The organism is Ideonella margarita (assembly GCF_038066635.1).
Lineage (GTDB): Bacteria > Pseudomonadota > Gammaproteobacteria > Burkholderiales > Burkholderiaceae_C > Ideonella > Ideonella margarita.
This window is the reverse complement of the sequence record NZ_JBBUTI010000001.1, coordinates 544717-568162: the sequence shown is the minus strand read 5'-3', so window position 1 is coordinate 568162 and position 23446 is coordinate 544717. Positions and strand designations below refer to the sequence as shown.

15 protein-coding genes are annotated in these 23446 nt (G+C 68.3%); 13 read left to right on the top strand and 2 right to left on the bottom strand.

Annotation, left to right across the window (positions count from 1 at the left end; translation table 11 throughout):
* Positions 1-79 precede the first annotated feature (79 nt).
* From AACH00_RS02610 to mmsB, 13 genes are all read left to right on the top strand, one after another.
* Positions 80-1762, top strand: a complete 1683-nt coding sequence (locus AACH00_RS02610; RefSeq protein WP_341397379.1) for a DUF5597 domain-containing protein — start codon at positions 80-82, stop codon at positions 1760-1762.
* A 53-nt stretch (positions 1763-1815) separates the two neighbouring features.
* Positions 1816-4092, top strand: coding sequence for a WD40/YVTN/BNR-like repeat-containing protein (locus AACH00_RS02605; protein ID WP_341397378.1), 2277 nt, complete (start codon positions 1816-1818; stop codon positions 4090-4092).
* Entirely contained in the window at positions 4089-6476 is a 2388-nt protein-coding gene (locus AACH00_RS02600) for a glycoside hydrolase family 95 protein (protein WP_341397377.1), read from the top strand. Before AACH00_RS02605 ends, AACH00_RS02600 begins: the two co-directional genes overlap by 4 nt.
* Positions 6473-7846: a GDSL-type esterase/lipase family protein gene (locus AACH00_RS02595; RefSeq protein ID WP_341397376.1), complete on the top strand. Its 1374-nt coding sequence runs from the start codon at positions 6473-6475 to the stop codon at positions 7844-7846. Before AACH00_RS02600 ends, AACH00_RS02595 begins: the two co-directional genes overlap by 4 nt.
* A gap of 50 nt (positions 7847-7896) precedes the next feature.
* The gene (locus tag AACH00_RS02590; protein ID WP_341397375.1) at positions 7897-9261 is read left to right on the top strand and encodes a GH1 family beta-glucosidase; all 1365 of its coding nucleotides are present in this window, start codon (positions 7897-7899) and stop codon (positions 9259-9261) included.
* A gap of 26 nt (positions 9262-9287) precedes the next feature.
* Entirely contained in the window at positions 9288-10376 is a 1089-nt protein-coding gene (locus tag AACH00_RS02585) for a LacI family DNA-binding transcriptional regulator (RefSeq protein ID WP_341397374.1), read from the top strand.
* A gap of 105 nt (positions 10377-10481) precedes the next feature.
* The gene (locus tag AACH00_RS02580; RefSeq protein ID WP_341397373.1) at positions 10482-11954 is read left to right on the top strand and encodes an MFS transporter; all 1473 of its coding nucleotides are present in this window, start codon (positions 10482-10484) and stop codon (positions 11952-11954) included.
* Positions 11955-11998: 44 nt separating this feature from the next.
* A complete protein-coding gene (locus AACH00_RS02575) occupies positions 11999-13591 on the top strand; it encodes a GH39 family glycosyl hydrolase (protein ID WP_341397372.1) in 1593 nt (530 codons plus the stop codon).
* A 28-nt stretch (positions 13592-13619) separates the two neighbouring features.
* A complete protein-coding gene (locus tag AACH00_RS02570; RefSeq protein ID WP_341397371.1) occupies positions 13620-15194 on the top strand; it encodes an alpha-N-arabinofuranosidase in 1575 nt (524 codons plus the stop codon).
* Positions 15195-15226: 32 nt separating this feature from the next.
* Positions 15227-16399 carry a glycoside hydrolase family 5 protein gene (locus AACH00_RS02565; RefSeq protein ID WP_341397370.1) on the top strand — a complete coding sequence of 391 codons (1173 nt, stop codon included), beginning with the start codon at positions 15227-15229 and terminating at the stop codon, positions 16397-16399.
* A gap of 35 nt (positions 16400-16434) precedes the next feature.
* Positions 16435-17505 carry a multiple monosaccharide ABC transporter substrate-binding protein gene (chvE, locus tag AACH00_RS02560; RefSeq protein WP_341397369.1) on the top strand — a complete coding sequence of 357 codons (1071 nt, stop codon included), beginning with the start codon at positions 16435-16437 and terminating at the stop codon, positions 17503-17505.
* Positions 17502-19046 (top strand): ATP-binding cassette domain-containing protein, encoded by a 1545-nt coding sequence (locus AACH00_RS02555; RefSeq protein WP_341397368.1) that lies wholly within the window; start codon positions 17502-17504, stop codon positions 19044-19046. Before chvE ends, AACH00_RS02555 begins: the two co-directional genes overlap by 4 nt.
* Positions 19047-19058: 12 nt before the next feature.
* Positions 19059-20231: a multiple monosaccharide ABC transporter permease gene (gene mmsB / locus AACH00_RS02550; RefSeq protein ID WP_341397367.1), complete on the top strand. Its 1173-nt coding sequence runs from the start codon at positions 19059-19061 to the stop codon at positions 20229-20231.
* A gap of 45 nt (positions 20232-20276) precedes the next feature.
* Here the strand turns inward: mmsB and AACH00_RS02545 are convergent, their stop codons facing one another.
* Together AACH00_RS02545 and AACH00_RS02540 are read right to left on the bottom strand one after the other, a co-directional pair.
* Positions 20277-21557 (bottom strand): MFS transporter, encoded by a 1281-nt coding sequence (locus tag AACH00_RS02545; RefSeq protein ID WP_341397366.1) that lies wholly within the window; start codon positions 21555-21557, stop codon positions 20277-20279.
* On the bottom strand, positions 21554-23443 hold the full coding sequence (locus AACH00_RS02540) for a glycoside hydrolase family 9 protein (RefSeq protein ID WP_341397365.1): 1890 nt from the start codon (positions 23441-23443) through the stop codon (positions 21554-21556). Before AACH00_RS02540 ends, AACH00_RS02545 begins: the two co-directional genes overlap by 4 nt.
* Positions 23444-23446 lie beyond the last annotated feature (3 nt).

The following is a 23446-nucleotide window of genomic DNA, read 5'->3' as shown; positions in this document are numbered from 1 at the left end:
GCCGCCAGGCCTGGCGCAGGCCTTTCCCCGACATCCCCCTCATTCACCTCGTTGCCCGTTGCGGCAGCGTTGCAGCACCATGCGCCCACGTCACCTCACCCGCCTCACCCTGCCCCGCCTGCTGATCTGCGCTGCCCTGCTGGGCAGCCAGGCGATCGCCGCGGCCGCAGGCGCAGCCACGGCCCTGCCGGCGCTGGCCGAGCGTGACGGTCGCCATGCCTTGATCGTTGATGGCGCGCCCTACCTGATGCTGGGCGCCCAGGTCCACAACTCCAGCAACTACCCCGAAGCCCTGAAGCAGGTCTGGCCGGCCGTGCGCGACATCGGCGCCAACACCGTGTCGGTGCCCGTGGCCTGGGAACAGGTCGAACCGGTTGAAGGCCGCTTCGACTTCAGCTTCGTCGACACCTTGCTGCGCGAAGCCCGCCAGAACAAGGTGCGCGTGGTGCTGCTGTGGTTCGGCACCTGGAAGAACACCAGCCCGCAGTACACCCCGGGCTGGGTCAAGACCAACAACCAGCGTTTCCCGCGCATGGTGGACGCCCAGGGCCAGCCCACCTACTGCCTCTCGCCCTTCGGCGACAACACCCGCGAGGCCGACAAGCGAGCCTTCGTCGCACTGATGAGCCACCTCGCGAAGGTTGACCGCGAACAACGCACCGTGCTGATGGTGCAGGTGGAAAACGAAGTCGGCACCTACGGCCATGTGCGTGATTTCGGCGCCAAGGCGCAGGCTGCCTTCGAGCGTGACGTGCCCGCCGCCGTGCTGCAGCGGAAGAAGTCGCCGGTGGCCGGCGCCGCACAGGGCTCATGGCGCGCGGTGTATGGCCCGTATGCCGACGAATACTTCCACGCCTGGGCCATCGCCAGCTACATCGAAGACCTCGCGCGGGCCGGCCGTGCCGTGCACAACCTGCCGATGTATGTGAACAACGCGCTGCGTGATCCGCTGGCGCCGATGGCCCCATGGAACAACAACTTCGCCAGCGGCGGCCCCACCTTTGACGTGATCGACATCTACAAGGCCGCGGCACCCCACATCGACCTGGTCGGCCCTGACATCTACAGCCCGGAATCAGCCCAGGTCGAAGGCACGTTGAAAGAGTTCCAGCGCCCGGGCAACCCGCTGTTCGTGCCGGAGATCGGCAACGCGCCGGCCTATGCCCGCTACCTCTACGCCATCATCGGCCGCGGCAGCCTGGGCGCCGTGCCCTTCGGCATCGACTACGCCGACTACTCGAACTTCCCGCTCGGCGCCAAGCTGACCGATGCACGCATGGTGGCGCCCTTCGCGCCCATCTACAAGGTGTTCGGCGGCCTGCAACGCCAGTGGGCGCAATGGGCCTTTGAAGGTCGCACCCACGGCCTGGCCGAGGGCGACGACCACGCGCCGCAGACCCTGCAGATGCAGGGCTGGAAGGCCACGGTGAGCTTCGGTGAATGGCAGTTCGGCGAGCGCAGCTTCTTCCCGCCCACCACCGATCGCCCGGCCCATGCCGACAAGCCCGTGGGCGGTGTGGCCGTGGCCCAGATCGGCCCCGACGAGTTCGTGCTGGTGGGCCAGTACGCCCGTGTCCGCATCGACACGCTGGAGCCCAGCGCGCCGGGCAAGGGCGTGGTGATGCTGAGCGCCGAAGAGGGCCACTACACGCCCGATGGCCGCTGGGTGCGCCTGCGCAACTGGAACGGCGACCAGACCGACTACGGCCTGAACCTCACCGGCAAGCCGGTGGTGCTGAAAGTGCGGATGGGCCGGTACTGACCAACACCCGCCACAGCGCCCAGCAGTAAACAAGCGACCAACCGCCCGCCACCATGACCACCCGCCGCGACTTCCACCGCGCCTCGATCGGCGCACTGGCCTGCCTGCCTGGCTCTTCGATCCATGCGCTCGGCGCCCTGGGTCGGCTCGCGCCACTGACAGGCGCGGCCGGTGCGGCCGCCTTGGTCACCGCAACCTCATCAAGCCAAGCAGCCACCGGCACCGGCCCTTACCAGTGGCGCAGCGTGCCGTTTGGCGGCGCGGGTTTCGTCAACGGCTTCGTCTTTCATCCGCGTGAGGCCGGCCTGCTGTATGCCCGCACGGACATCGGCGGTCTGTACCGCTTCGATGCCGTCGGCCAGCGCTGGCTGCCGCTCTTGGACCACCTCGGCCGCGATGACGCCGACCTGATGGGCGTGCTCAGCATCGCCCTCGACCCGGGCAACCCGGACCGCGTCTACGCCGCCTGCGGCACCTACACCGGCGAGTGGGCCCGCAAGGCCGCGCTGCTGACGTCGAACGACCGCGGCCTCACCTGGCGCACCACCGAGCTGGGCATCAAGCTCGGCGGCAACGAAGCCGGCCGTGGCACCGGTGAGCGCCTGCAGGTGGACCCGACCGATCCCCGCGTGCTGTGGCTGGGCACCACCCGCGACGGCCTGATGAAAAGCACGGACGGCGGCTTGAGCTTCAAGCGCGTGTCCTTCCCCGGCCAGCATGTCTCGCTGGTGTTGATCGACCCGAGCACCGGCAGCGGCAACGCGCCGGTGCTCTGGGTGGGTTGCACAGACCAGCCAGGCCTGTTTGTCTCGCGTGATGGCGGCGCCAGCTTCAGCCGCGAGACCGCCACGCCCGCCCAGGTGCCGCAACGCGCCGCCCTCGGCCCGCAGGGCGACCTGTACATCAGCTTCACGGCCGGTGGCCCGGGCGAGGTGCCCAACCCAGGCTACGCCCGCACGGGCAGCGTGTGGCGCCGCCCCCCGGCCGGCGCATGGACGGAGATCTCGCCGGTCAAGGCCGGCGAGCAACCGCTGGGCTTCGGCTACTCCGGCGTGGCGGTCGATGCCCGCGCACCCGGCCGCCTGGTGGTGTCCACCCTCGAGCGCTGGGGCGCCGGCGATGAGCTGTTCCTGTCCACCGACCACGGCGCCAGCTGGACGCCGCTGGCCGCCCGCTCCCGCATGGACAGCAGCGGCTGGCCCTGGCTCGACAACTTCCAGCAGGGCCGCAGGCGCATGGGCCACTGGATGGCCGACGTCCAGATCGACCCGTTCAACGGCGAGCGCGCGGTGTACGGCACCGGCTACGGCGTGTGGATGACCGGCAACCTCGGCGCGCCGCAGGTGCAATGGGCCTTCACGGTGAAGAACCTGGAGGAAACCGCGGCGCTGGAGATCAAGAGCCCGTCGGGCGGCGCGGCCTTGCTGGCGGCCATGGGCGACCATGCCGGCGGCGCCTGGGACGACCTCGACAACACGCCGCGCACCGGCCTGTTCGCCCCCACCTCGGAAACCAACCGCTCAGTCGACTTCGCCTGGCTGAACCCGGGCGTGGTGGCACGCACGTCGGATGCGGCGGCCACCGGCGGTTATCTGTCACTCGACGGCGGCGCCAGCTGGTCGCCCTTCGGCCCGTCGCCCCGCGCCACCAAGACCCCGCAGGGCTGGACCGCACCGGCCGGCCGCGTGGCGGTGTCGGCCAAGGGCGGGTTTCTGGTCTGGGCGCCTGAGCGGCAAGCGGCGATGTGGTCGCGTGACCGCGGCCGCAGCTGGCAGCTGTGCGAAGGCTGGCCCACCGACCGGGAGAGCACGCTGGAGCCCGTGGCCGATCGCCATGTCGAAGGCGTGTTCCATGTGTTCGACCGCGCCAACGGCACGATCCTGAGCAGCGTGGACGGCGGCCGGAGTTTTCAGATCGTGGTCAAGGGCCTGGCCAAGCTGCAAGCCTGGCAGACCGCGCAGCTGGTGGCGGCCCCCGGTGCCGCGCGCCACTTGTGGCTGGCCCTGCCCCAGGGCCTGCTGCACCTGCCCGGCGCCGAGCAGGCACCCAAGGCCGCCAGGCTCATCACCGAGGCCTGGCTGGTCAGCGTGGGCAAGGGTGCGCCCGGCTCGGCCCACCACAGCGTGTTCGTGTGGGGCAAGGCCAACCTCGGCGGCCAGGTCAGCGACGGCCTGTTCCGCTCGGACGATGGCGGCAGCACCTTCGTGCGTGTGGATGACCCGCGCCACCGCTACGGCCGCCTGCTGTCCATCTCGGCCGACCCGCTGGAACACGGCACGGTCTTCATCGCACCGCATGGCCGCGGCGTGCTGGTGGGCCGCCCGGCATGAAGCAGCTGCTCGCCGCCGTCGCCATGGCCTGCGCCCTGCCCTTGCTGGCAGGCCCGGCCAGCGCGGCCCCAGAGATGACGCTGCACTACCGGCAGCCCGCACCGCTGAGCTACGACGGCTGGGAGCGCGAGGCCCTGCCCATCGGCAACGGCCGCCTGGGCGCGATGCTGTTCAGCCAGCTCGCCCACGACCGCGTGCAGTTCAACGACATCACGCTGTGGACTGGCGACAGCCGCACCATCGGCGCCTACCAGCCCTTTGGTGATCTGTTCATCGACCTGGACGGCCACACCGGCACCGCAAGCGATTACCGCCGCGAGCTCGACATGGCCGCCGGCCGCCACCTGCTGCGCTACACGCTGGGCGGCGTGCAGTACCAGCGCGAAGCCTTCGCCAGCCATCCGGCCCAGGTCATCGTGCTGCGCCTGAGCGCCAGCGCGAAGGGCCAGTACACCGGCAGCCTGCGCCTGACCGACATGCACGGCGCGCACATCCGCGCAGCCGGCCAGCGCCTGTACGCCACCGGCTCGCTCGCCGGCTGGGTGCTGCCGCAGGCGACCGGCGAGGCGCCCTCCGGCAACGTCATGGCCTATGCCAGCCAGGTGGAGGTGCGCCACGAAGGCGGCAGCGTCAAGGTGGACGGCGACAGCCTCGTCTTCAGTGGCTGTGACGCGCTGACGCTGATCCTCGGCGCCGGCACCAGCTACAGCCCCGATGCCGCCACCGGCTACAACGGCGCCCACCCGCTGCCCCGCGTGACGGCCCAGGTGAGCACCGCCGCTGCGCGCAGCGTCGATGCGCTGCGTGCCGAGCACCAGCGCGATCACACGGCCCTGTTCGGCCGCGTCAGCCTGAACCTGGGCAGCACGGCGGCGCAGCGGCGCCAGCTGCCCACCGATGAGCGCATTGCGGCCTACACCCGCGACGGCGCCGACCCCGAACTCGAAGCCCTGCACGCCCAGTACGGCCGCTACCTGCTGATCGCCAGCTCACGCGATGCGCTGCCGGCCAATCTGCAGGGCCTGTGGAACGACAGCACCACGCCGCCGTGGAACGCCGACTACCACACCAACATCAACCTGCAGATGAACTACTGGCCGGCCGAGGTCGGCAACCTCGCCGAGCTGGCCCGGCCGCTGCATGGCTTCATCCTCAGCCAGCTGCCGCGTTACCGGCAGGCGGTGGCCGACGCGGCGGCCTGGTCGCTGGCCCATCCGGGGCAGCAACGCCCAGGCATCACGCCGTGGGACATGAACACGCCGATGCCCGAGGACAGCTTCCTCGATGCCCGCGGCCGCCCGCTGCGTGGCTGGGCCGTGCGCACCGAATCGAATGTCTTCGGCGCCACCGGCTACCTGTGGAACAAGACCGGCAACGCCTGGTACGCCCGCCACTTCTGGGAGCACTACGCCTACACGCAAGACCGCCGCTACCTGCGCGAGGTGGCCTGGCCGATGATGCGCGAGGTCTGCGAGTTCTGGCTCGGCCACCTCAAGGCCCTGCCGGACGGCCGGCTGGTGGCGCCGATGGGCTGGTCGCCCGAACATGGCCCGGTGGCCGACGGCGTGAGCTACGACCAGCAGATCGTCTGGGACCTGTTCAACAACAGCGTCGAAGCGCTCGACGTGCTGGGCACGGACCGTGCGCTGCGCCAGCGCCTGGCCGCCGCCCGTGACCGCCTAGCCGGCCCGCGCGTCGGCCGCTGGGGCCAGTTGCTGGAATGGCTGGACGAGCTGGACGACCCGGTGCTCGACACCCCGAAAGACACGCACCGGCATGTCTCGCACCTGTTCGGCCTGTACCCGGGCCGGCAAATCTCTGTGGCGGCCACGCCCGCCCTGGCTGCAGCGGCACGCACCACCCTGAACGCCCGTGGCGACGCCGGCACCGGCTGGGGCATGGCCTGGAAGATGGCCTTCTGGGCCCGCCTGCAGGACGGCGACCGCGCCCACCGCATGCTGCGCGGCCTGCTGGCCACGCCGGGCGCCCGGGCGGCCGAACAAGACGGCCAGGGCAGCGAAGCCAACAACGCCGGCGGCACCTACCCGAACCTGTTTGATGCCCACCCGCCGTTCCAGATCGACGGCAATTTCGGCGCCACCGCCGCCGTGGCCGAGATGCTGCTGCAGTCGCACAACGGCGAGCTGCACCTGCTGCCCGCCCTGCCCGCGGCCTGGCCCGACGGCGAGGTGCGCGGCCTGCGTGCACGCGGCGGCTTCGAGGTGGACATGCGCTGGGCCCAGGGCCGCCTGGCCAGCGCCACCATCCGCGCAGCGCAAGGCGCGGGCGGCGGGCGCGTGCGCTACGGCAGCCGCACCGTGAACCTCCAGTTGAAACCAGGACAGGCGCGCCGCCTGGACGCCACCTTGACCGTGCTGCGATGACAGCCCTGACCACCATGACGCCGACCCCGCACCCGCCACGCTCGACCAAGGCCGCACACCGCCGCCACCTGCCCGCACGGCAGTGGCCAGCCCTGGCCGCTGCCGTGCTCCTGAACCTCGGCCTGAACCTCGGTCTCAGCGCCGCCGTGCACGCCGCCGAGCCCCCGGCCATCAACCTCACCGGCCCCTGGACCGTGACCGACTTCGAAGGCCGCGCCGCCCTGACCGGCGCGCAGGTGGTGGTGCCCAAGCCGGCCCAGCCGCGCGTGCCCGCCAGCCGGGTGACGGCCACCCAGGCCAACGGCACGGTGGGCCTGCAATTCAAGGACAGCTGGATCGCCCAGTTGCGCCTGGAAGACGGCCCGCCGCTGGACCTGCGGCCCTACCTGGCCGAAGGCACGCTGGAGATGGACATCGACGTGCGCGAAATGGCCGACGGCGGCCTGAAGTTCAAGATGAACTGCGCCAGCGAGCACTGCGAACGCAAGGTGCCCTGGTTGCCAGAAGCCCGCGCGGTGGCCGGCAAGGGCTGGCGCCATGTGGCTCTGGCGCTGCGCTGCTTCATGCGTGAGGGCGACGACTTCAGCCGCGTCACCGTGCCCTTCACCCTAGAAGGCATGGGCACCGGCGAGGTGGCGCTGCGCCAGGTGCGCATCGTGGCGCGCGGCCAGGCCAATGCCGCCTGCCCCGACTACCGCACCCAGTCGGTCACGCCCATTCCGCTGCAGGAATCGTGGGCCATGAACTGGTGGATGCCGCGCCACGAGAAAAAGCTCACCGAGATCCGCGCGCACCGCGACGCCGGCCGCGACGTGAAGCTGGTGTTCATCGGCGACTCCATCACCGAAGGCTGGGAAAACGCCGGCCAGGCCGCCTGGCAGGCCCACTTCGCGCGGCACAACGCCATGGCCCTGGGCTATGGCGGCGACCGCACCGAGAACGTGCTGTGGCGCCTGCAGAACGGCGAGCTCGACGGCATGACGCCCAAGGTCGTCGTGCTGATGATCGGCACCAACAACACCGGCGATCGCCAGGAAGACCCGCGCACCACCGCCGCCGGTATTCGCCGCCTGCTGACGGAAATCCAGACCCGGCAACCGGCCACCCAGGTGCTGCTGCTCGCCATCTACCCGCGTGAGCAGCAGGCCGGCGGCCCGCTGCGCGCCATCAATGATCAGGTGAATGCCCTGATCGCGCCGATGGCCGACGGACGACGCGTGCATTTCCTCAACATCAACCGGCACCTGATGCAGGCCGATGGCTCGCTCAGCGCCGACGTGATGCCCGACTGGCTGCACCTCAGTCCGGCAGGCTACGAGCGGGTGGCGCAAGCCATCGAACCCGTGATCGAGCAACTGCTGGCCCGCTGAGCCCTGACCTGCTTTTTTGACAAAACCTGAACCCTGACCCTGAACCCGCCATGAGCACCATCACCTACGCCAGCCCCTTCCCGCAAGACTTCGTGTTTGGCGTGGCCGCCGCTTCCGCACAGATCGAGGGCGCCGCCTTCACCGACGGCAAGGGCGAGTCCATCTGGGACCGCTTCGCCCGCACCCCGGGCAAGGTGGCCCACGGCGACAACCTCGACATCGCCTGCGACCACTACAACCGCTTCGACGAAGACTTCGCCCTGATGGCCTCGCTGGGCGTGAAGCACTACCGCCTGTCCATCGCCTGGCCGCGCATCTACCCGAACGGTGACGGCGAGATCAACCAGGCCGGCATCGCCTTCTACCAGCGCCTGCTGGCCAGCATGGAACGCCACGGCATCACGCCGTGGGTGACGCTGTTCCACTGGGACCTGCCGCAATCGCTGGAAGACCGTGGTGGCTGGACCAGCCGCACCACCGTCGACGCCTTCGCCCAGTACGCCCGCACCGTCGTGGCCGCGCTGGCGCCGGTGGTGAAGAACTGGATCACGCTCAACGAGATCCGCTGCTTCACGCTGCTGGCCTATGGCTGGGGCACCAAGGCACCGGGCCGCAAGGAAAGCGACGCGGTGGTGAACCAGACCTACCACCACGCCCTGCTGTGCCACGGCCATGCCGTGAAGGCAGTGCGCGAGCTCGGCGGCGCGGGTGCCCGCGTGGGCCTGACCGACAACTGCGACGTGGCCGTGCCGGTGACCGAAACCCCGGCCGACATCGCCGCGGCCAAGGCCTGGTTCGTCGAACGCAATGCGCACATCCTCGGCGCGATGCACGGCAAGGGCTACTCGCAGGCCTACCTGGAGCGCGTGGGCACCGATGCGCCGCAGGTGCAGGCCGGTGACTTCGACCTGATCAGCCTGCCGACCGACTTCCTCGGCCTGAACATCTACACCGCCACCTACGTGCGCGCGCCGAAGGACAACAGCGGCGCGGCCTTCGAAGCCCTGCCGCTGCCGGTGAACTACCCGCGCGCCGACAGCTACTGGCTGAACCTGATTCCGCAGGCGATCTACTGGGCGCCGCGCATGTGCCAGGAGCTGTATGGCCACAGCTCGATCTTCATCACCGAGAACGGCTGCGGCTACGACACCGAACCCGTGGTGAACGGCGAGGTGCTCGACCTGCATCGCCGCGACTACCTGCGCAACCACCTGCGCGAAGTGCACCGTGCGATCTCGGACGGCGTGCCCATCCACGGCTACTTCCTGTGGTCGTTCATCGACAACTACGAATGGGAAGACGGCTACGAGCGCCGTTTCGGTATCGTGCACTGCGATTTTGACACCCTGGTGCGCACGCCCAAGCTCTCGGCCCGCTACTTTGCTGAAGTGATGCGGCTGCGCACCATCCTTTGACCCTCTTCGACGCCAGCCCCTGCCCGATGTCTGATCAAGCCAAGCCCCGCAAAGCCCGGCACGCCGCCACCCTGGCCGATGTCGGCCGGGAGGCCGGTGTTTCTGCCATGGCCGCCTCGACGGTGCTCAATGGTGCACGCACCTCCACCCGCATCTCCGACGAGACGCGGCAACGCATTCTGGCGGCGGCCGACAAGCTGCAATACCGCCCGAACGCCACCGCGCGCGGCTTGGCCGAGCGCCGGCTCAACACCATCGGGCTGGCCACCACGCTGTCGGGCAACGAGCTGAACCAGTACTTCCTCGAAGTCTTCAACGGCGTCATCGAAGCCGCCGCCGCAGCCGGGCAGAACACCACCGTGTTCGCCATGCCCGACTGGCAGCAGGTGGGCAGCCGCCTGCCGGCGATCTGCGACGGCCGCATCGACGGCCTCATCCTGCTGGCCCCCCTGATCAACCCCGACGACGCGGCGCAGTTGCCCGACCACACGCCGTTCGTGGCGATCCACGCCAACCATGCGATGCCGGGGGTGGGCAATGTGGCGTCTGATGAAGAGGCCGGTGCGCATGCGATGGTGGCGCACATGCTGAGCCTGGGCCACCGCCGCGTGCTGCACCTGGCCGGCCCGAACACCAGCAGCGGCGCCCAGCGCCGGATCGACGGTTTCCGGCGGGCGCATGCCGAGGCAGGCCTGACCGTCAACCCGGGGCAGATCCTGCACAGCGACTACTCCGCCTCGTCCGGCCGCCGCGTGCTCACCGAGTGGCTGGAGCGCCATCGCGGCCAGCCGATGCCCGAGGCCATCTTCGCGGCCAACGACGCCGTGGCGCTGGGCTGCATCGACATCCTGGCCGGCCTGGGCCTGCGGGTGCCGCAAGACGTGTCGGTGGTCGGTTTCGACGACACGCTGCTGGCCCGCACCACCCGCCTGGCCACGGTGCGGCAACCGCTGCGCGACATGGGCCACCAGGCGGTGTCGCTGCTGATGCAGGCCATTGAAGCCAAGCACCGCGGCCAGCCTGCACGCCAGGCCACCGAGGTGCTGCTGCCGACCGAGCTGGTGCCCGGTCAAACCTTGTCTGCGCCGCCGGCAGACACGGTGCTGATTCCCTGACCGACCCGACAGAGTTCCACACGACGCCCAGACAAGCGTTCCGAGACAAGCCAGCTGCCGCGACGACCCCGCGCTGCTTTAGCGATAAATACAAAGGCCTTCCTGATGTCTACCCTCACCGCCGCCGCTGACGCCGCCAACGACGCCGCCGCCCCCCGCACAGGCACCGCCCCGGACCGCATTCCGGACCGCGTGCCGCTGCCGCAGAAGATCGGCTACGGCCTGGGCTCGTTCCTGGACATGTGGGGGCACTGGCTCTATCAGTCGCTGGCCTTCCACGTCTTCAACGTCTTCCTAGGCATGTCGCCGGGGCTGATCTCGACGGCGCTGGGCATCAAGATCTTCATCGACGCCGCCTCGGACGCCTTCTTCGGCTGGCTGTCTGACAACACGCGCACCCGCTGGGGTCGCCGGCGGCCGTTCATCCTCGTGGGCGGTGTGCTGGCCGGCATCGGCCTGCCGCTGATGTTCGCCGTGGGCCGGGGCTGGAGCGATCAGGAGTACTTCGTCTTCATCCTGATCTCGATGGCCGTGTACGTGCCTGTGATGAGCTGCTTCAACATGCCCTGGGCCAGCCTGGGCTCGGAGATGACGCCCGACTATCACGAGCGCACCAGCGTGATGTCGATCAAGAACGCCATCCAGAAGCTGCCGGAACTGGCGATGTTCGTGGCCGCGCAGTTCACCACCATGGCGATCTTCAACGACGCCAACGGCAAGCCCGACATCCTGCTTGGCGCACAGGTGTACTGCAGCATCCTGGGCGCCATCATGGTGGCGCTGTCGCTGGCCATCTTCTTCCTGGTGCGAGAGCGCTATTACGAGACCCTGGTCGTCAAGCGACACGACAAGGTGCCGTTCAAGGACACCCTCTACCGCACCCTGGCCAACGGCCCCTTCCGCATCCTGCTGGGCACCATGCTGGCCTATGCCATGGCCACCGCCTTGGTGGGCATGCTGGGCTACTACACGACGCTGTATTACGTCTGCAAGGGTGACGTGGCACTGGGCACGCAATGGAACTCGGCCATGGGCCTGGCCGGCATGGTGATGGGCCTGGCCGGCATTCCGTTTGCCGGCTGGGTGGCACGCCGCTGGGGCAAGCGCAATGCACTGGCCACGGTGCTGAGCCTGGCCATCTGCGCCTTCATCGGCGACTGGTTCTTCTACAACCCCGAGCTGCCGATGCTGCAGCTGCTGGCCAGCGGCAGCGTGGCCTTCACCGGCGCGGGCTTCTGGACGATCTACGGCTCGGCCATGGCCGACGTCATCGACCACGACGAGCTGGAAACCGGCCAACGCCGCGAAGGCTCGTTCGCCGCCTGCCAGTCGTGGATCACCAAGGTCGGCCTGGCGCTGGGCAATGGCGCCTCCGGCTGGATCCTGCAGTTCACCGGCTTCGACGCCAAGCTGCCGGTGCAGGGCGAAGACGCCCTGACCATGATCCGCGTGCTGCTGACCGGCATCCCGGTGGTGGGCCTGCTGATCGCGTTGATCGTGATCCTGCGCTTCCAGCTGACCGAAAAGCGCCTGACGGAAATCCGCCTCGCGCTCGAAGCCCGCCGCGGCCAGGTCTGAACCAGCGCCTGACCACCGCCAAGCAACACCTGCGCACTCCTCCCATGCACAAGCTCCAACAACAGGCCCGCTCCGTCGCTGCGGCGCTGGCCCTGGTGACGCTGGCCGCCACGACGTCTGCCGTGGCCGCCGCCACCCCCGCGCCCCGCGTGATCAAGCTGGATGTGTCGAAGGCCACCGCGCCGGTCGACCGGTCCTTCGATCTTTCAGTCGGCGCCGATTACCCCGGCACGCTGATCCGCGATGACAGCCAGGCGCACCTGAAGCTGGCCGTGAAGGAACTGGGCTTTCGCACCGTGCGCTTTCACGCCATCTTCCACGACGTGCTGGGCACGGTCCGCGAAAGCAACGGCAAGCTGTTGCATGACTTCAGCGGCATCGACCGCCTGTACGACAAGCTGCTGGCGGCAGGCGTGCGCCCCTTCGTGGAACTGGGCTTCACGCCCGAGGCCATGGCCACCTCGAAGCAGTCGATCTTCTACTGGAAGGGCAACACCTCGCACCCCGAGCCGAAAGCCTGGCGGGCGCTGGTGAATGACTTCGTGCGGCATCTGCAGGCCCGCTACGGCGCCGAGGAAGTGCGCAGCTGGTACTTCGAGGTGTGGAACGAGCCCAACCTCGATGGCTTCTGGGAGCACGCCGACCAGGCAGCCTACTTCCAGCTTTATGCCGACACCGCCCGCACCATCAAGGCCATCGACCCGGCCCTGCGCGTAGGCGGCCCGTCCACCGCTGGCGCCGACTGGGTCGAGCCCTTCCTGGCCTACGCCAAGACGAACCAGGTGCCGGTGGACTTCGTGACCACCCACAGCTACGGCGTGGACGGTGGCTTCCTCGATGAAAAGGGCGTGGAAGACACCCAGCTGTCGCCATCGCCGGATTCGATCGTGGGTGATGTGCGCCGGGTACGCCAGCAGATCAGTGCATCGGCCTTCCCCGGTCTGCCGCTGTTCTTCACCGAGTGGAGCACCAGCTACAACCCGCGCGACAAGGTACATGACAGCTACATCAGCGCACCCTGGATCCTGACCAAGCTCAAGCAGACGCAGGGCCTGGCGCAGGGCATGAGCTACTGGACCTACACCGACCTGTTCGAGGAGCCCGGCCCGCCCAATGCCACCTTCCACGGCGGCTTCGGCCTGCTGACCCGCGAGGGTGTGCGCAAGCCCGCCTGGTTCGCCTGGAAGTACCTCAACGAGGTGAAGGGCCTGGAAGTGCCGTCCACCGACGGCTACACCATTGCTGCCACCGAAGGCCGCCACACCCGCGTGCTGGTGTGGGACTGGCAAACCCCGGACCAGAAGATGAGCAATCGGCCGTTCTACGGCAAGCCGGTGCCCAGCGTGCCGGCCGCACCGGTGCAGCTCTCGCTCAGCCAGCTCCAGCCCGGCACGTGGCGCATCACCGTTCGCCGCACCGGCCATGAAGCCAACGATGCCTACACCGCCTGGCTGAAGATGGGCTCACCGGCCGACGCGAACGCCGGGCAGATCCGCCGCCTGCATGCGCTGACCACCGACCGCCCCGAAACCACCCGCGTGGTTCGGGTGGGCCCGGCCGGCCAGCTGGACTGGAAGCTGCCGATGCGCAGCAACGACATCGCGCTCGTCACCTTCGAGCGCCTCGGCAGCCCCTGACGGCGCCCTCACCCACCCGCAAGCCACCATGCTCCCAACCCACCATGCTGCGCTGACTCGGTCAGCCCTGGCAGCCCTCTCCACGCTGGTGCTGCTGGCAGCTTCGCCCTGCGAGGCTGCCACCACAGCCACGATCACACCAGCCGAAGCCTCGCTGACGCTGCTGACCGAAGCCGCCGGCCCGCGCATCGAGCCCACGGTGTATGGCCACTTTGTCGAGCACCTGGGCACCGGGGTGTACGGCGGCCTGTGGGTGGGCCCGCAGTCACGCATCCCGAACACCCGCGGCTGGCGCAATGACGTGCTGGGCGCCTTGCGCCGCCTGAAGGTGCCGGTAATCCGCTGGCCGGGCGGCTGCTTCGCCGATGACTACGACTGGCGCGACGGCATCGGCGCGCCCTCCAGACGGCCAGTCCGGCTGAACAAGGTCTGGGGCAATGTGCCCGATGACAACCGGGTGGGCACCCACGAGTTCATGGACCTGGCCGAGCAGCTGGGCACCGAGGTCTACATCGCCGGGAACATGGGCTCGATGCCGCCACGGGCCATGGCGCAGTGGCTGGAGTACATGACCTCGGACAGCCCGTCTGCCCTGGCGAACGAGCGCCGCCGCAACGGCCGCGACAAGCCGTGGAAGGTGCGCTATTTCGGCGTGGGCAACGAGAGCTGGGGTTGCGGCGGCCACATGCGGCCCGAGTACGCGGCCGACCTGCACCGGCAGTACGCCACCTTCCTGCGGGCGCCGGTGGTGCGCGTGGCCTCGGGCGACGGCGAAGGCAACGAGCGCGTCACCGAAGTGATGATGCAGATGGCCCGCGACGACATGGACGCGATCAGCCTGCACCACTACACCGTGCCCGGCCCCTGGGAGCAGAAAGGCCTGGCGACAGGCTTTGACCGCCAGCGCTGGGCCAAGACCCTGCAGGAGGTGACCACCGGCCTGGAAGAGCACGTCGCCAAGACCATCGCCATCATGAACCGCCACGACCCGGCCGGCCGCGTGGCCTTGTATGTCGATGAATGGGGCATGTGGCATGACCAGGAACCCGGCAGCAACCCTGGCTTCCTCTACCAGCAGAACACGCTGCGCGACGCGATGGTGGGCGCCCTCACCTTCAACGTCTTTCACCGGCACACCGACCGCGTGAAGATGGCCAATCTGGCACAGATGGTGAACGTGCTGCAGGCCCTGGTGCTGACCGACGGGCCACGCATGTTGCTGACCCCGACTTACCACCTGTTCGACTTGTACCTGCCCTTCCAGGGCGCGACGCCGTTGAAGCTGACGCTGCAGAGCCCCCGCTACACCGAAGGCGACATCAGCCTGCCGGCGGTGGACGTGACGGCCGCGCGCGCCGCCGATGGCAGCACCCACCTGGCGCTGGTGAACCTGGACCCCACCCGGCCCGCCAGCGTGCGCACCGGACTGCAGCAAGCCGCCACGGGCCGTGTGCTGACCGCCCCAGCCATGGACAGCCACAACACCTTCGACCGCCCCGGCCACGTGCAACCCGCGCCCTACGCCGCCCACCCCGGGCCGCAGGGCCTGACGCTCGACCTGCCGCCCCGCTCCATCGTGGTGGTGCGCCTGGCCACGCCCTGACACCCCACGCCCCCACCTTTTCGAAAGCGCCCATGAACCAGAACAAACGCACCTTCACGACCCGCCTGCTGACCCTGGCTGGCGGTGCAGCCAGTGCCGGCCCGCTCGCTGCCATCTCTGCGCTCGCCACCACCAGTGGCACCGCTCAAGCCCAGTCCAAGGCTGGCGCCATGCGCGAGCTGACCAGCACCCAGCTGGCACGCCAGATGGGCACCGGCTGGAACCTGGGCAACTCGCTGGAAGCCATCGGTGGCGAAACCGCCTGGGGCAATCCGCGCGTGACCCAGGCTTTCATCGACGCCGTCAAGGCCGCCGGCTTCAAGACCATCCGCATCCCGGTGGCCTGGCACGACCATGCCGACGCCCAAGACCGCATCCGCCCCGAGTGGATGGCCCGCGTCAGCGAGGTGGTGGGCTATGCGCGCAAGGCCGGCCTGTACGTGATGATCAACATGCACTGGGACGGCGGCTGGATGCAGCCGACCTACGCCGCCCAGGACATGGCCAATGCCCGGCTGGTGACGCTGTGGAAGCAGATCGCCACGCACTTCCGCGACCACGACGACTTCCTGCTGTTCGCCGGTACCAACGAGGTGATGGTGGACGGTGACTGGGGCACGCCCAAGCCCGAGAACGTGAAGGTGCAGAACGGCTTCAACCAGCTGTTCGTCGATACCGTGCGCGCTACCGGCGGCAACAACGCCACGCGGCACCTAGTGGTGCAGGGGTTCAACACCAACATCGAGCACACGCTGAACTTCGTGGTGCTGCCGAAAGACAGCGCCCGCGAGCGGCTGATGATGGAAGTGCACTTCTACGACCCGTATGAATTTGCGCTCGATGACAAGGGCAGCGTGTGGCAATGGGGCGCTGGCGCCACCGACAAGACGGCCGTGGCGAACTGGGGTGACGAGGCCCATGTCAGCCAGCAGTTCGCGCGGATGAAGGCGCGGTTCGCCGACCGCGGCGTGCCGGTGATCCTGGGTGAGTTCGGCGTGATTGCCCGCACCACCCGCGCCGGCTCCGAGAAATACCGCGAGGCCTGGAACGGCCATGTGGCACGCGTCGCCATCGCCAACGGCATGGTGCCGGTGTACTGGGACAACGGCGGCACGGGCGAGCACGGCATGGGCGTCTTTGACCGACACACCGGCCGCCAGGCCTACCCCGCCGTCATCAAGGCCATCGTCAGCGCTGATCGCTGAACCGACAACACCCACATCACACAAGGAGACCATCCATGCAACGCAGAACCCTGACGACATTCGCCCTGGCCGCCGGCCTGGCCACCAGCCTGCTGACCCAGTCCGCTCTTGCCCAGGACAAGGGCCTGGTCGGCATTTCAATGCCGACGAAGAGCGCGGCCCGCTGGATCACCGACGGCGACAACATGGTCAAGGTGTTCCGTGAACGCGGCTACAAGGTCGACCTGCAATACGCGGACGACGACATCCCGAACCAGCTGGCCCAGATCGAGAACATGATCACCAAGGGCGCCAAGGTGCTGGTGATCGCCTCCATCGACGGAAGCACCTTGTCGGGCACCCTGCAGAAGGCGGCCGACAAGAAGGTCAAGGTCATCGCCTATGACCGGCTGATCCGCGGCACGAAGAACGTCGACTACTACACCACCTTCGACAACTTCCAGGTCGGCGTGCTGCAGGCCACCTCGATCGTGGACCGGCTGGGCCTGAAGGCCGGCAAGGGCCCGTTCAACATCGAGCTGTTCGGTGGCTCGCCCGACGACAACAACGCCTTCTTCTTCTACGACGGCGCGATGAGCGTGCTCAAGCCCTTCCTCGACAGCGGCAAGCTGGTGGTGCGCAGCAAGCAACTGGGCATGGAGAAGGTGGGCACGCTGCGCTGGGACCCATCGCTGGCCCAGGCCCGCATGGACAACCTGCTGTCGGCCTATTACGGCAAGGAACGCCTGCATGCGGTGCTGTCGCCGTATGACGGTATCTCGATCGGCGTGCTGTCGTCACTCAAGGGCGTGGGCTACTGCAGCAAGCAGCAGCCCTGCCCGGTGGTGTCGGGCCAGGACGCGGAAATTCCGTCGGTGAAGTCGATGATCAAGGGCGAGCAGGCCGCCAGCGTGTTCAAGGACACGCGTGAGCTGGCCCGCGTCACGGTGAACATGGTGGACGCGCTGATGAGCGGCCGCCAGCCCGAGGTGAACGACACCAAGACCTACAACAACGGCGCCCGCATCGTGCCCGCCTACCTGCTCAAGCCGGTGGCGGTGGACGGCAGCAACTGGAAGCCGGTGCTGGTGGACAGCGGCTTCTACAAGGAAAGCCAGGTTCGATGACCGCAGCATCGGCATCGGCATTGCTGGAGATGCGGCACATCTCCAAGCAGTTCCACGGCGTGAAGGCGCTGGCGGATGTGAACCTGGTGGTCGGCCACGGCGAGATCCATGCCGTGGTGGGTGAAAACGGCGCCGGCAAGAGCACGCTGATGAAGGTGCTTTCCGGCGTCTACCCGCACCCCGAATACGGCGGCGACATCGTCTATGACGGCCAGGTGCAACGCTTCGAGGGCATCCGCGACAGCGAGCGCCACGGCATCATCATCATCCACCAGGAACTGGCGCTGGTGCCGCTGCTGAGCATCACGCAGAACCTGTTCCTCGGCCATGAGCCCGCCCGCTTCGGCGTGATCGACGAGATCACGGCGCATCAACGGGCGCGCGCGCTGTTGCAGCGCGTGGGCCTGGCTGAAGCGCCCGACACGCTGGTGGGCACGCTGGGCGTGGGCAAGCAGCAGCTGGTGGAGATTGCCAAGGCACTCGCCAAGAAAGTGCGGCTGCTGATTCTTGACGAGCCCACCGCCAGCCTGAACGACAAGGACAGCGAAGCACTGCTGCACCTGCTGCTGGAGCTGAAGGCGCAGGGCGTGTCGTGCATCCTGATCTCGCACAAGCTCAACGAGATCGCCAAGGTGGCCGATGCCATCACGGTGCTGCGCGACGGCAGCACCATCACCACGCTGGCCACCCGCCCGGGCGACCCGGTGAGCGAAGACACCATCATCCGTGCGATGGTGGGGCGCGACATGGCCAGCCGGTATCCGCTGCGCACGCCCGCTCCGGGCGAGGTGCTCTTTGAGCTGCGGGATTGGCGCGCCTGCCACCCCGCTGATGCGCAGCGCGAGGTGGTGAAGGGCGTGAACCTGACGGTGCGCCGCGGCGAGATCGTCGGCATTGCCGGGTTGATGGGCGCGGGCCGCACCGAGCTGGCGATGAGCGTGTTCGGCCGCTCCTGGGGCCAGCGCATCAGCGGTGAAGCGCTGCTGAATGGCCAGCCGGTGGATGTGTCGAGCGTGCAGAAGGCGCAGGCGGCAGGCCTGGCCTACGTGACCGAAGACCGCAAGTCACTCGGCCTGGTGCTGAACGAATCGATTGCCTTCAACACCACGCTGGCGCACCTGGCCGGGGTGTCGGCCCGCGGGGTGCTGAGCGAGGGCGCCGAGTTCCAGGTGGCGGGTGATTTTGCGCAGCGCCTGGCCACGCGCTGTGCCGGCGTCAGCCAGAACGTGCTGCATCTGTCAGGCGGCAACCAGCAGAAGGTGGTGCTGGCCAAGTGGCTGTTCTGCGCGCCGTCGCTGCTCATCCTCGATGAGCCGACGCGCGGCATTGATGTCGGCGCGAAGTTCGAGATCTATTCGCTGATGGCGCAGCTGGCGGCCGAGGGCCTGTCGATCCTGATGATCTCGTCGGAGATGCCCGAGCTGCTGGGCATGTGCGACCGGCTGTACGTGATGAACGAAGGCGCCATGGTGGCGGAGATGGATGCCGCCGAGGCGTCCCAGGAAAAGATCATGCGCGCCATCGTGCGCGCGGGAGTTTGAGTGGTGAATGACGTGTCCAAACAGTCGGCGGCGTCCGGCGAATTTCTCAAGCGGCACCTGCGCGAGTACGGCATGCTGCTGTCGCTGGCAGCCATCATGCTGTTTTTCCAGGTGGCCACTGACGGCACGCTGCTGCAGCCGCTGAACCTGACCAACCTGGTGCTGCAGAACAGCTACATCGTCATCATGGCGCTGGGCATGCTGCTGGTCATCGTGGCGGGCCACATCGATCTGTCTGTCGGCTCGGTGTGCGGCTTCATCGGCGCGCTGGCTGCGGTGTTGATGGTCGAGCACGGCTGGCATTTCCTGCCGGCCTCGCTGGTGTGCCTGGTGGTGGGCGGCGTCATCGGCGCCGCGCAGGGGGCGGTCGTGGCCTGGCTGCGCATCCCTTCTTTCATCGTCACGCTGGCCGGCATGCTGGTGTTCAAGGGCCTGGCCCTGGCGCTGCTGCAGGGCCAGTCGGTCGGCCCCTTCCCCGAAGACTTCCAGTTGCTCAGCGCCGGCTTTCTGCCGGACCCACTGGCCGGCGAGGAATTGCGCGTCACTTCATGCCTGCTGGGCCTGGCGCTGGCCGTGGCGATGCTGGCCACGGCCTGGCGCAAGCGCAGCCAGCACCTGCAACATGGCATGCCGGTGGAGCCGTGGCTGGTGTTTGGCGCGCGCCATGCGCTGTTCGCCGCTGCCGTGCTGGCGCTGAGCTGGCAGCTGGCCACCTACAAGGGCTGGCCGAATGTGCTGGTGGTGATGCTGGTGCTGATGGTGGCCTACGACTTCCTGGCCAGCCGCACCGTGATCGGCCGGCGCATCTATGCGCTGGGTGGCAACGAGAAGGCCGCCCGCCTGTCTGGCGTGCGCACCGAACGGCTGGTCTTCCTGTCGTTCATCAACATGGGCGTGCTGGCGGCGCTGGCCGGGCTGGTGTTTGCCGCCCGCCTGAACACCGCGACACCCAAGGCCGGCCTCGGCTTCGAGCTGGACGTGATCGCCGCCTGCTTCATCGGCGGTGCGTCGGCCTCGGGTGGTGTGGGCAAGGTCACCGGCGCCGTGATCGGCGCGCTGGTGATGGGCGTGATGAACAACGGCATGTCCATCCTCGGCATCGGCATCGACTACCAGCAGGTCATCAAAGGCCTGGTGCTGCTGGGCGCCGTGTGCGTCGATGTCTTCAACAAGCAGAAGGCTTGAGGGCTTGAATCCCTGAATGCCTGAAGGCCCGCGGGTCTTCAGGCTTCAGGGCTCGCACTGCTCGCTCTGCGGGAAGGGCGCAAAGAAAGCCAGCACCACCGGCACCACCGACAGTGCCAGCACCAGGCTGAAAAACGTGGTGTAGCGCTGCCCGCAGGCGGCAAACACCCAGGCACTGACGGTGCCGGTGGACCACTTGGTCAGGGCCATCACGCCGGTGGCATAGGCGTAGTGGGTCATCTTGAACGGCCCCGGCGCCACCTGCTGCATCATGTAGAGCATCAGGCCCACCGAGCCCATGCCGAAGCCGAACTTCTCGATGGCCACCAGCACGCCGATCCAGGCCATGGCGGTGGGCAGCTGCTGGCTCAGCAACCAGTAGGTGACGTGCGGCAGATTCAGCACCAGGCTGAGCAGCACCAGCGTGCGAGGCAGGCTCCACCGGGCCACCATGAAGCCACCCAGGAACGCACCCGCGATGAAGGCCAGCGTGCCAGCGGTGCCGTTGAGAAATCCCATCGACTCATTGCTCAGCCCGAGCCCACCCGCGCTGCGGGCATCGAGCAGGAACAGCGGGCCGAACTTCTCGATGAAGCCTTCGCCGAAGCGGTAGAAGAAGATCACCGCCAGCATCATCCAGATCTGCGGCTTGGCGAAGAAGCTGACCCAGGCTTCTTTCAGCGCCGTGCCCGACGCCGCCAGACCCCGACCCTGCAGCGCAGACGGCGCACCCGCCGGCAGCGTGCGCCAGTGCCATGCGGCGAACAGGCCCATCATCGCGGCGGTGGCGAGCATGACGCTCATCCAGCACTGCACCCAGCTCCAGCCCAGCTGGTTGTGCAGCCAGCCCGTCAGCGACACCAGCAGGCCCGAGCCCACCACGGCACCGAGGTTCCAGCACATGCCTTGCAGACCGGCGTAACGCGCCTGGTCCTTCAGCGGCATGGTGGTGATGAAGATGCCGTCGGCGACGATGTCTTGCGTGGCCGAGGCAAACCCGGTGATCCAGAAGAAGGCCAGCGAGGCCTGGAAGAAGCTGTCGAGCGGCAGGCAGAAGGCCACCGCGCCGAGCGAAGCCATCATCACCAGCTGCATGCACAGGGCCCACCAGCGCTTGGTCTGGAAGGGCTCCAGCAAGGGCGACCACAGGGGCTTGAGCACCCAGGGCAGGTACATCTGCGAGGTGTAGAGCGCGATGTCCTCGTTGGACACGCCGAGATTCTTGTAGAGGATGGCAGCCACCACCCCCACCATCACGTTCGGCAGGCCCATGGCCAGGTAAAGGCTGGGGACCCAGGTCAAAGGGTGGCGGTTGGCTGACTTCATGGCAGGGTGGGTGTGGTGGCCTGGTGGCTTGAGCGCCGGGTGTGCGCGGGCTGAACGGGGGTCAGCACCTGCAGGGCCGTGGCGACATACACCAGCGGGGCATTCCAGTTGATGGCGACCTCGTTGCTGGCATAGCTGCAGACGTGGTCGAGGTAGGCCTTGGCCGGCGCGGCTGAGGCGTAGGGCACAGGGCAGTCCTTCTGGTCTTCCCGGCCCGGGTTGGGCCCGGCGACGATGAAGCCGGGCACCGGGGCGGCCACGCCGTCACCTTCGGAAATGCGGTGGTGCGGGTGCAGCGGCGAGCGCGTGCCCTGCCCGGTCACCATCGCCAGGGCCATCGGGTTGCGCCCCAGCACGTAGTCCAGCAGGGCCTGTGCGGCGGCCAACTGGCGCTCGTCACCCGTCAGGCGATAGCCCTGCAACAGCACCATCGCCTGGTTCAGTGCCACGGCATTGCTGCCCCAGACGAAGTCTCCGGAAACCATGCTCAGGCGCCATGCGGAGGCCTGCCAGCGCGCGGTCAGGCTGCGCGCCAGATCAGTGACGTGGCGCTCGATGCCCAGTTGTGCCGCTGCCGGCGTGAGGTGGGCGCGGTGATGCGCCAGCGAGATCCAGGCCAGGCCATTCACGTCGCCCCAGCCGGGCACACCCATGGCTGGCGCAAGGCTGCGCAGGGCGCCGAGGTACAGCTCATCGCGGGTGGTGATGTAGAGCTCGGCGGCGGCCCAGGCGTATTCGTCCGTGAGCTTGCCGTCGCCATACTCGCCGGTCACCACATCCGCGGGCTGGCGGTAAACCACATCAGGGTGGGCCTGCGCCCACTGCCAGGCCGACCGGGACGCCGCCAGCATGCGCGCAGACAGGCCCGGCCGTTGCGCCTCGAATTTGGCCATCACCCGGCTGGCCACCGCCATCACGGCGGCGAAGTCCAGCGTGGCCGCCGTGCTCTTCTGCACCACATAGCGCTCGGCCTTGGAGAGGTGTGGCAACTGCATGCCGTCGAAGCGCAGATCGGTGAGCTTGTGATAGACCCCGCCGTCGGCCGGGTCCTGCATCGTCAGCATCCAGTCGAGGTTCCAGAGGGCCTCGTTGAGCACATCGGGGATGCCGTTGCCGGTCTCCGGAATGCCGATGCCACGGGGCTTGAAGAAGGCCGGGAAATGCTCCCAGGCGGCCAGCAAGGTGTAGGTGCTGATGCCGGAGTTGACGATGTACTTGTTGTAGTCGCCCGCGTCATACCAGCCCTTCGGGCTGCTGATGACCGTGCCTGCGGGGCGGCCGGGGCTGGCTGCCGAGGCATGCACCAGCACGCGGGTGTCAGGATGGCCGGCCGGGCGCGCCCAGGCGCCGGCATGCTGCGGCAGCAGGGCCGTGCCGGCGCGGTTGAAATAGAAAGCCTTGAGGCTGGCGTCGACCAGGGCCTCATAGGCCTTCGGATGGATGGTGAAGCTGTGGCTGGCTGCTGATGGCTGCGGCGACGTGGTGGGCGCAGACCAGCGCAGCTCATAGCGGCCCGGGGCTTGCACCGCCGACAGATCGGCCAAGCGTACCTGGTCACCCGATGGGGCCCAGAGCGCAGCGGCGGTTGCGTCGCCTTTGAGCACCACCCGTCCGGTGTCGGCACGCCGCACCTCGTACTGCTCGCCGGCAGCCGCCGGCAGCACGGCCCATTTGGATGCGCCCGGCAGAAAACCGAGCTGGTTCATCAGGGCCACCGGGGCCGGGGAAGGCACTGGCGCGGGCGAGGCGGCACCGGGCGGTGCGGCACCAGGCCCTGCTGGCGCCGCCACCGGCGTTTCACCTGCGGCCAGCCAGCCGGTGCCGGCAGCCATGGCCACCAGCACCACAGCCTGGCCGAGGCTGTTGAGGTTGAACGAGCGACTCATGGT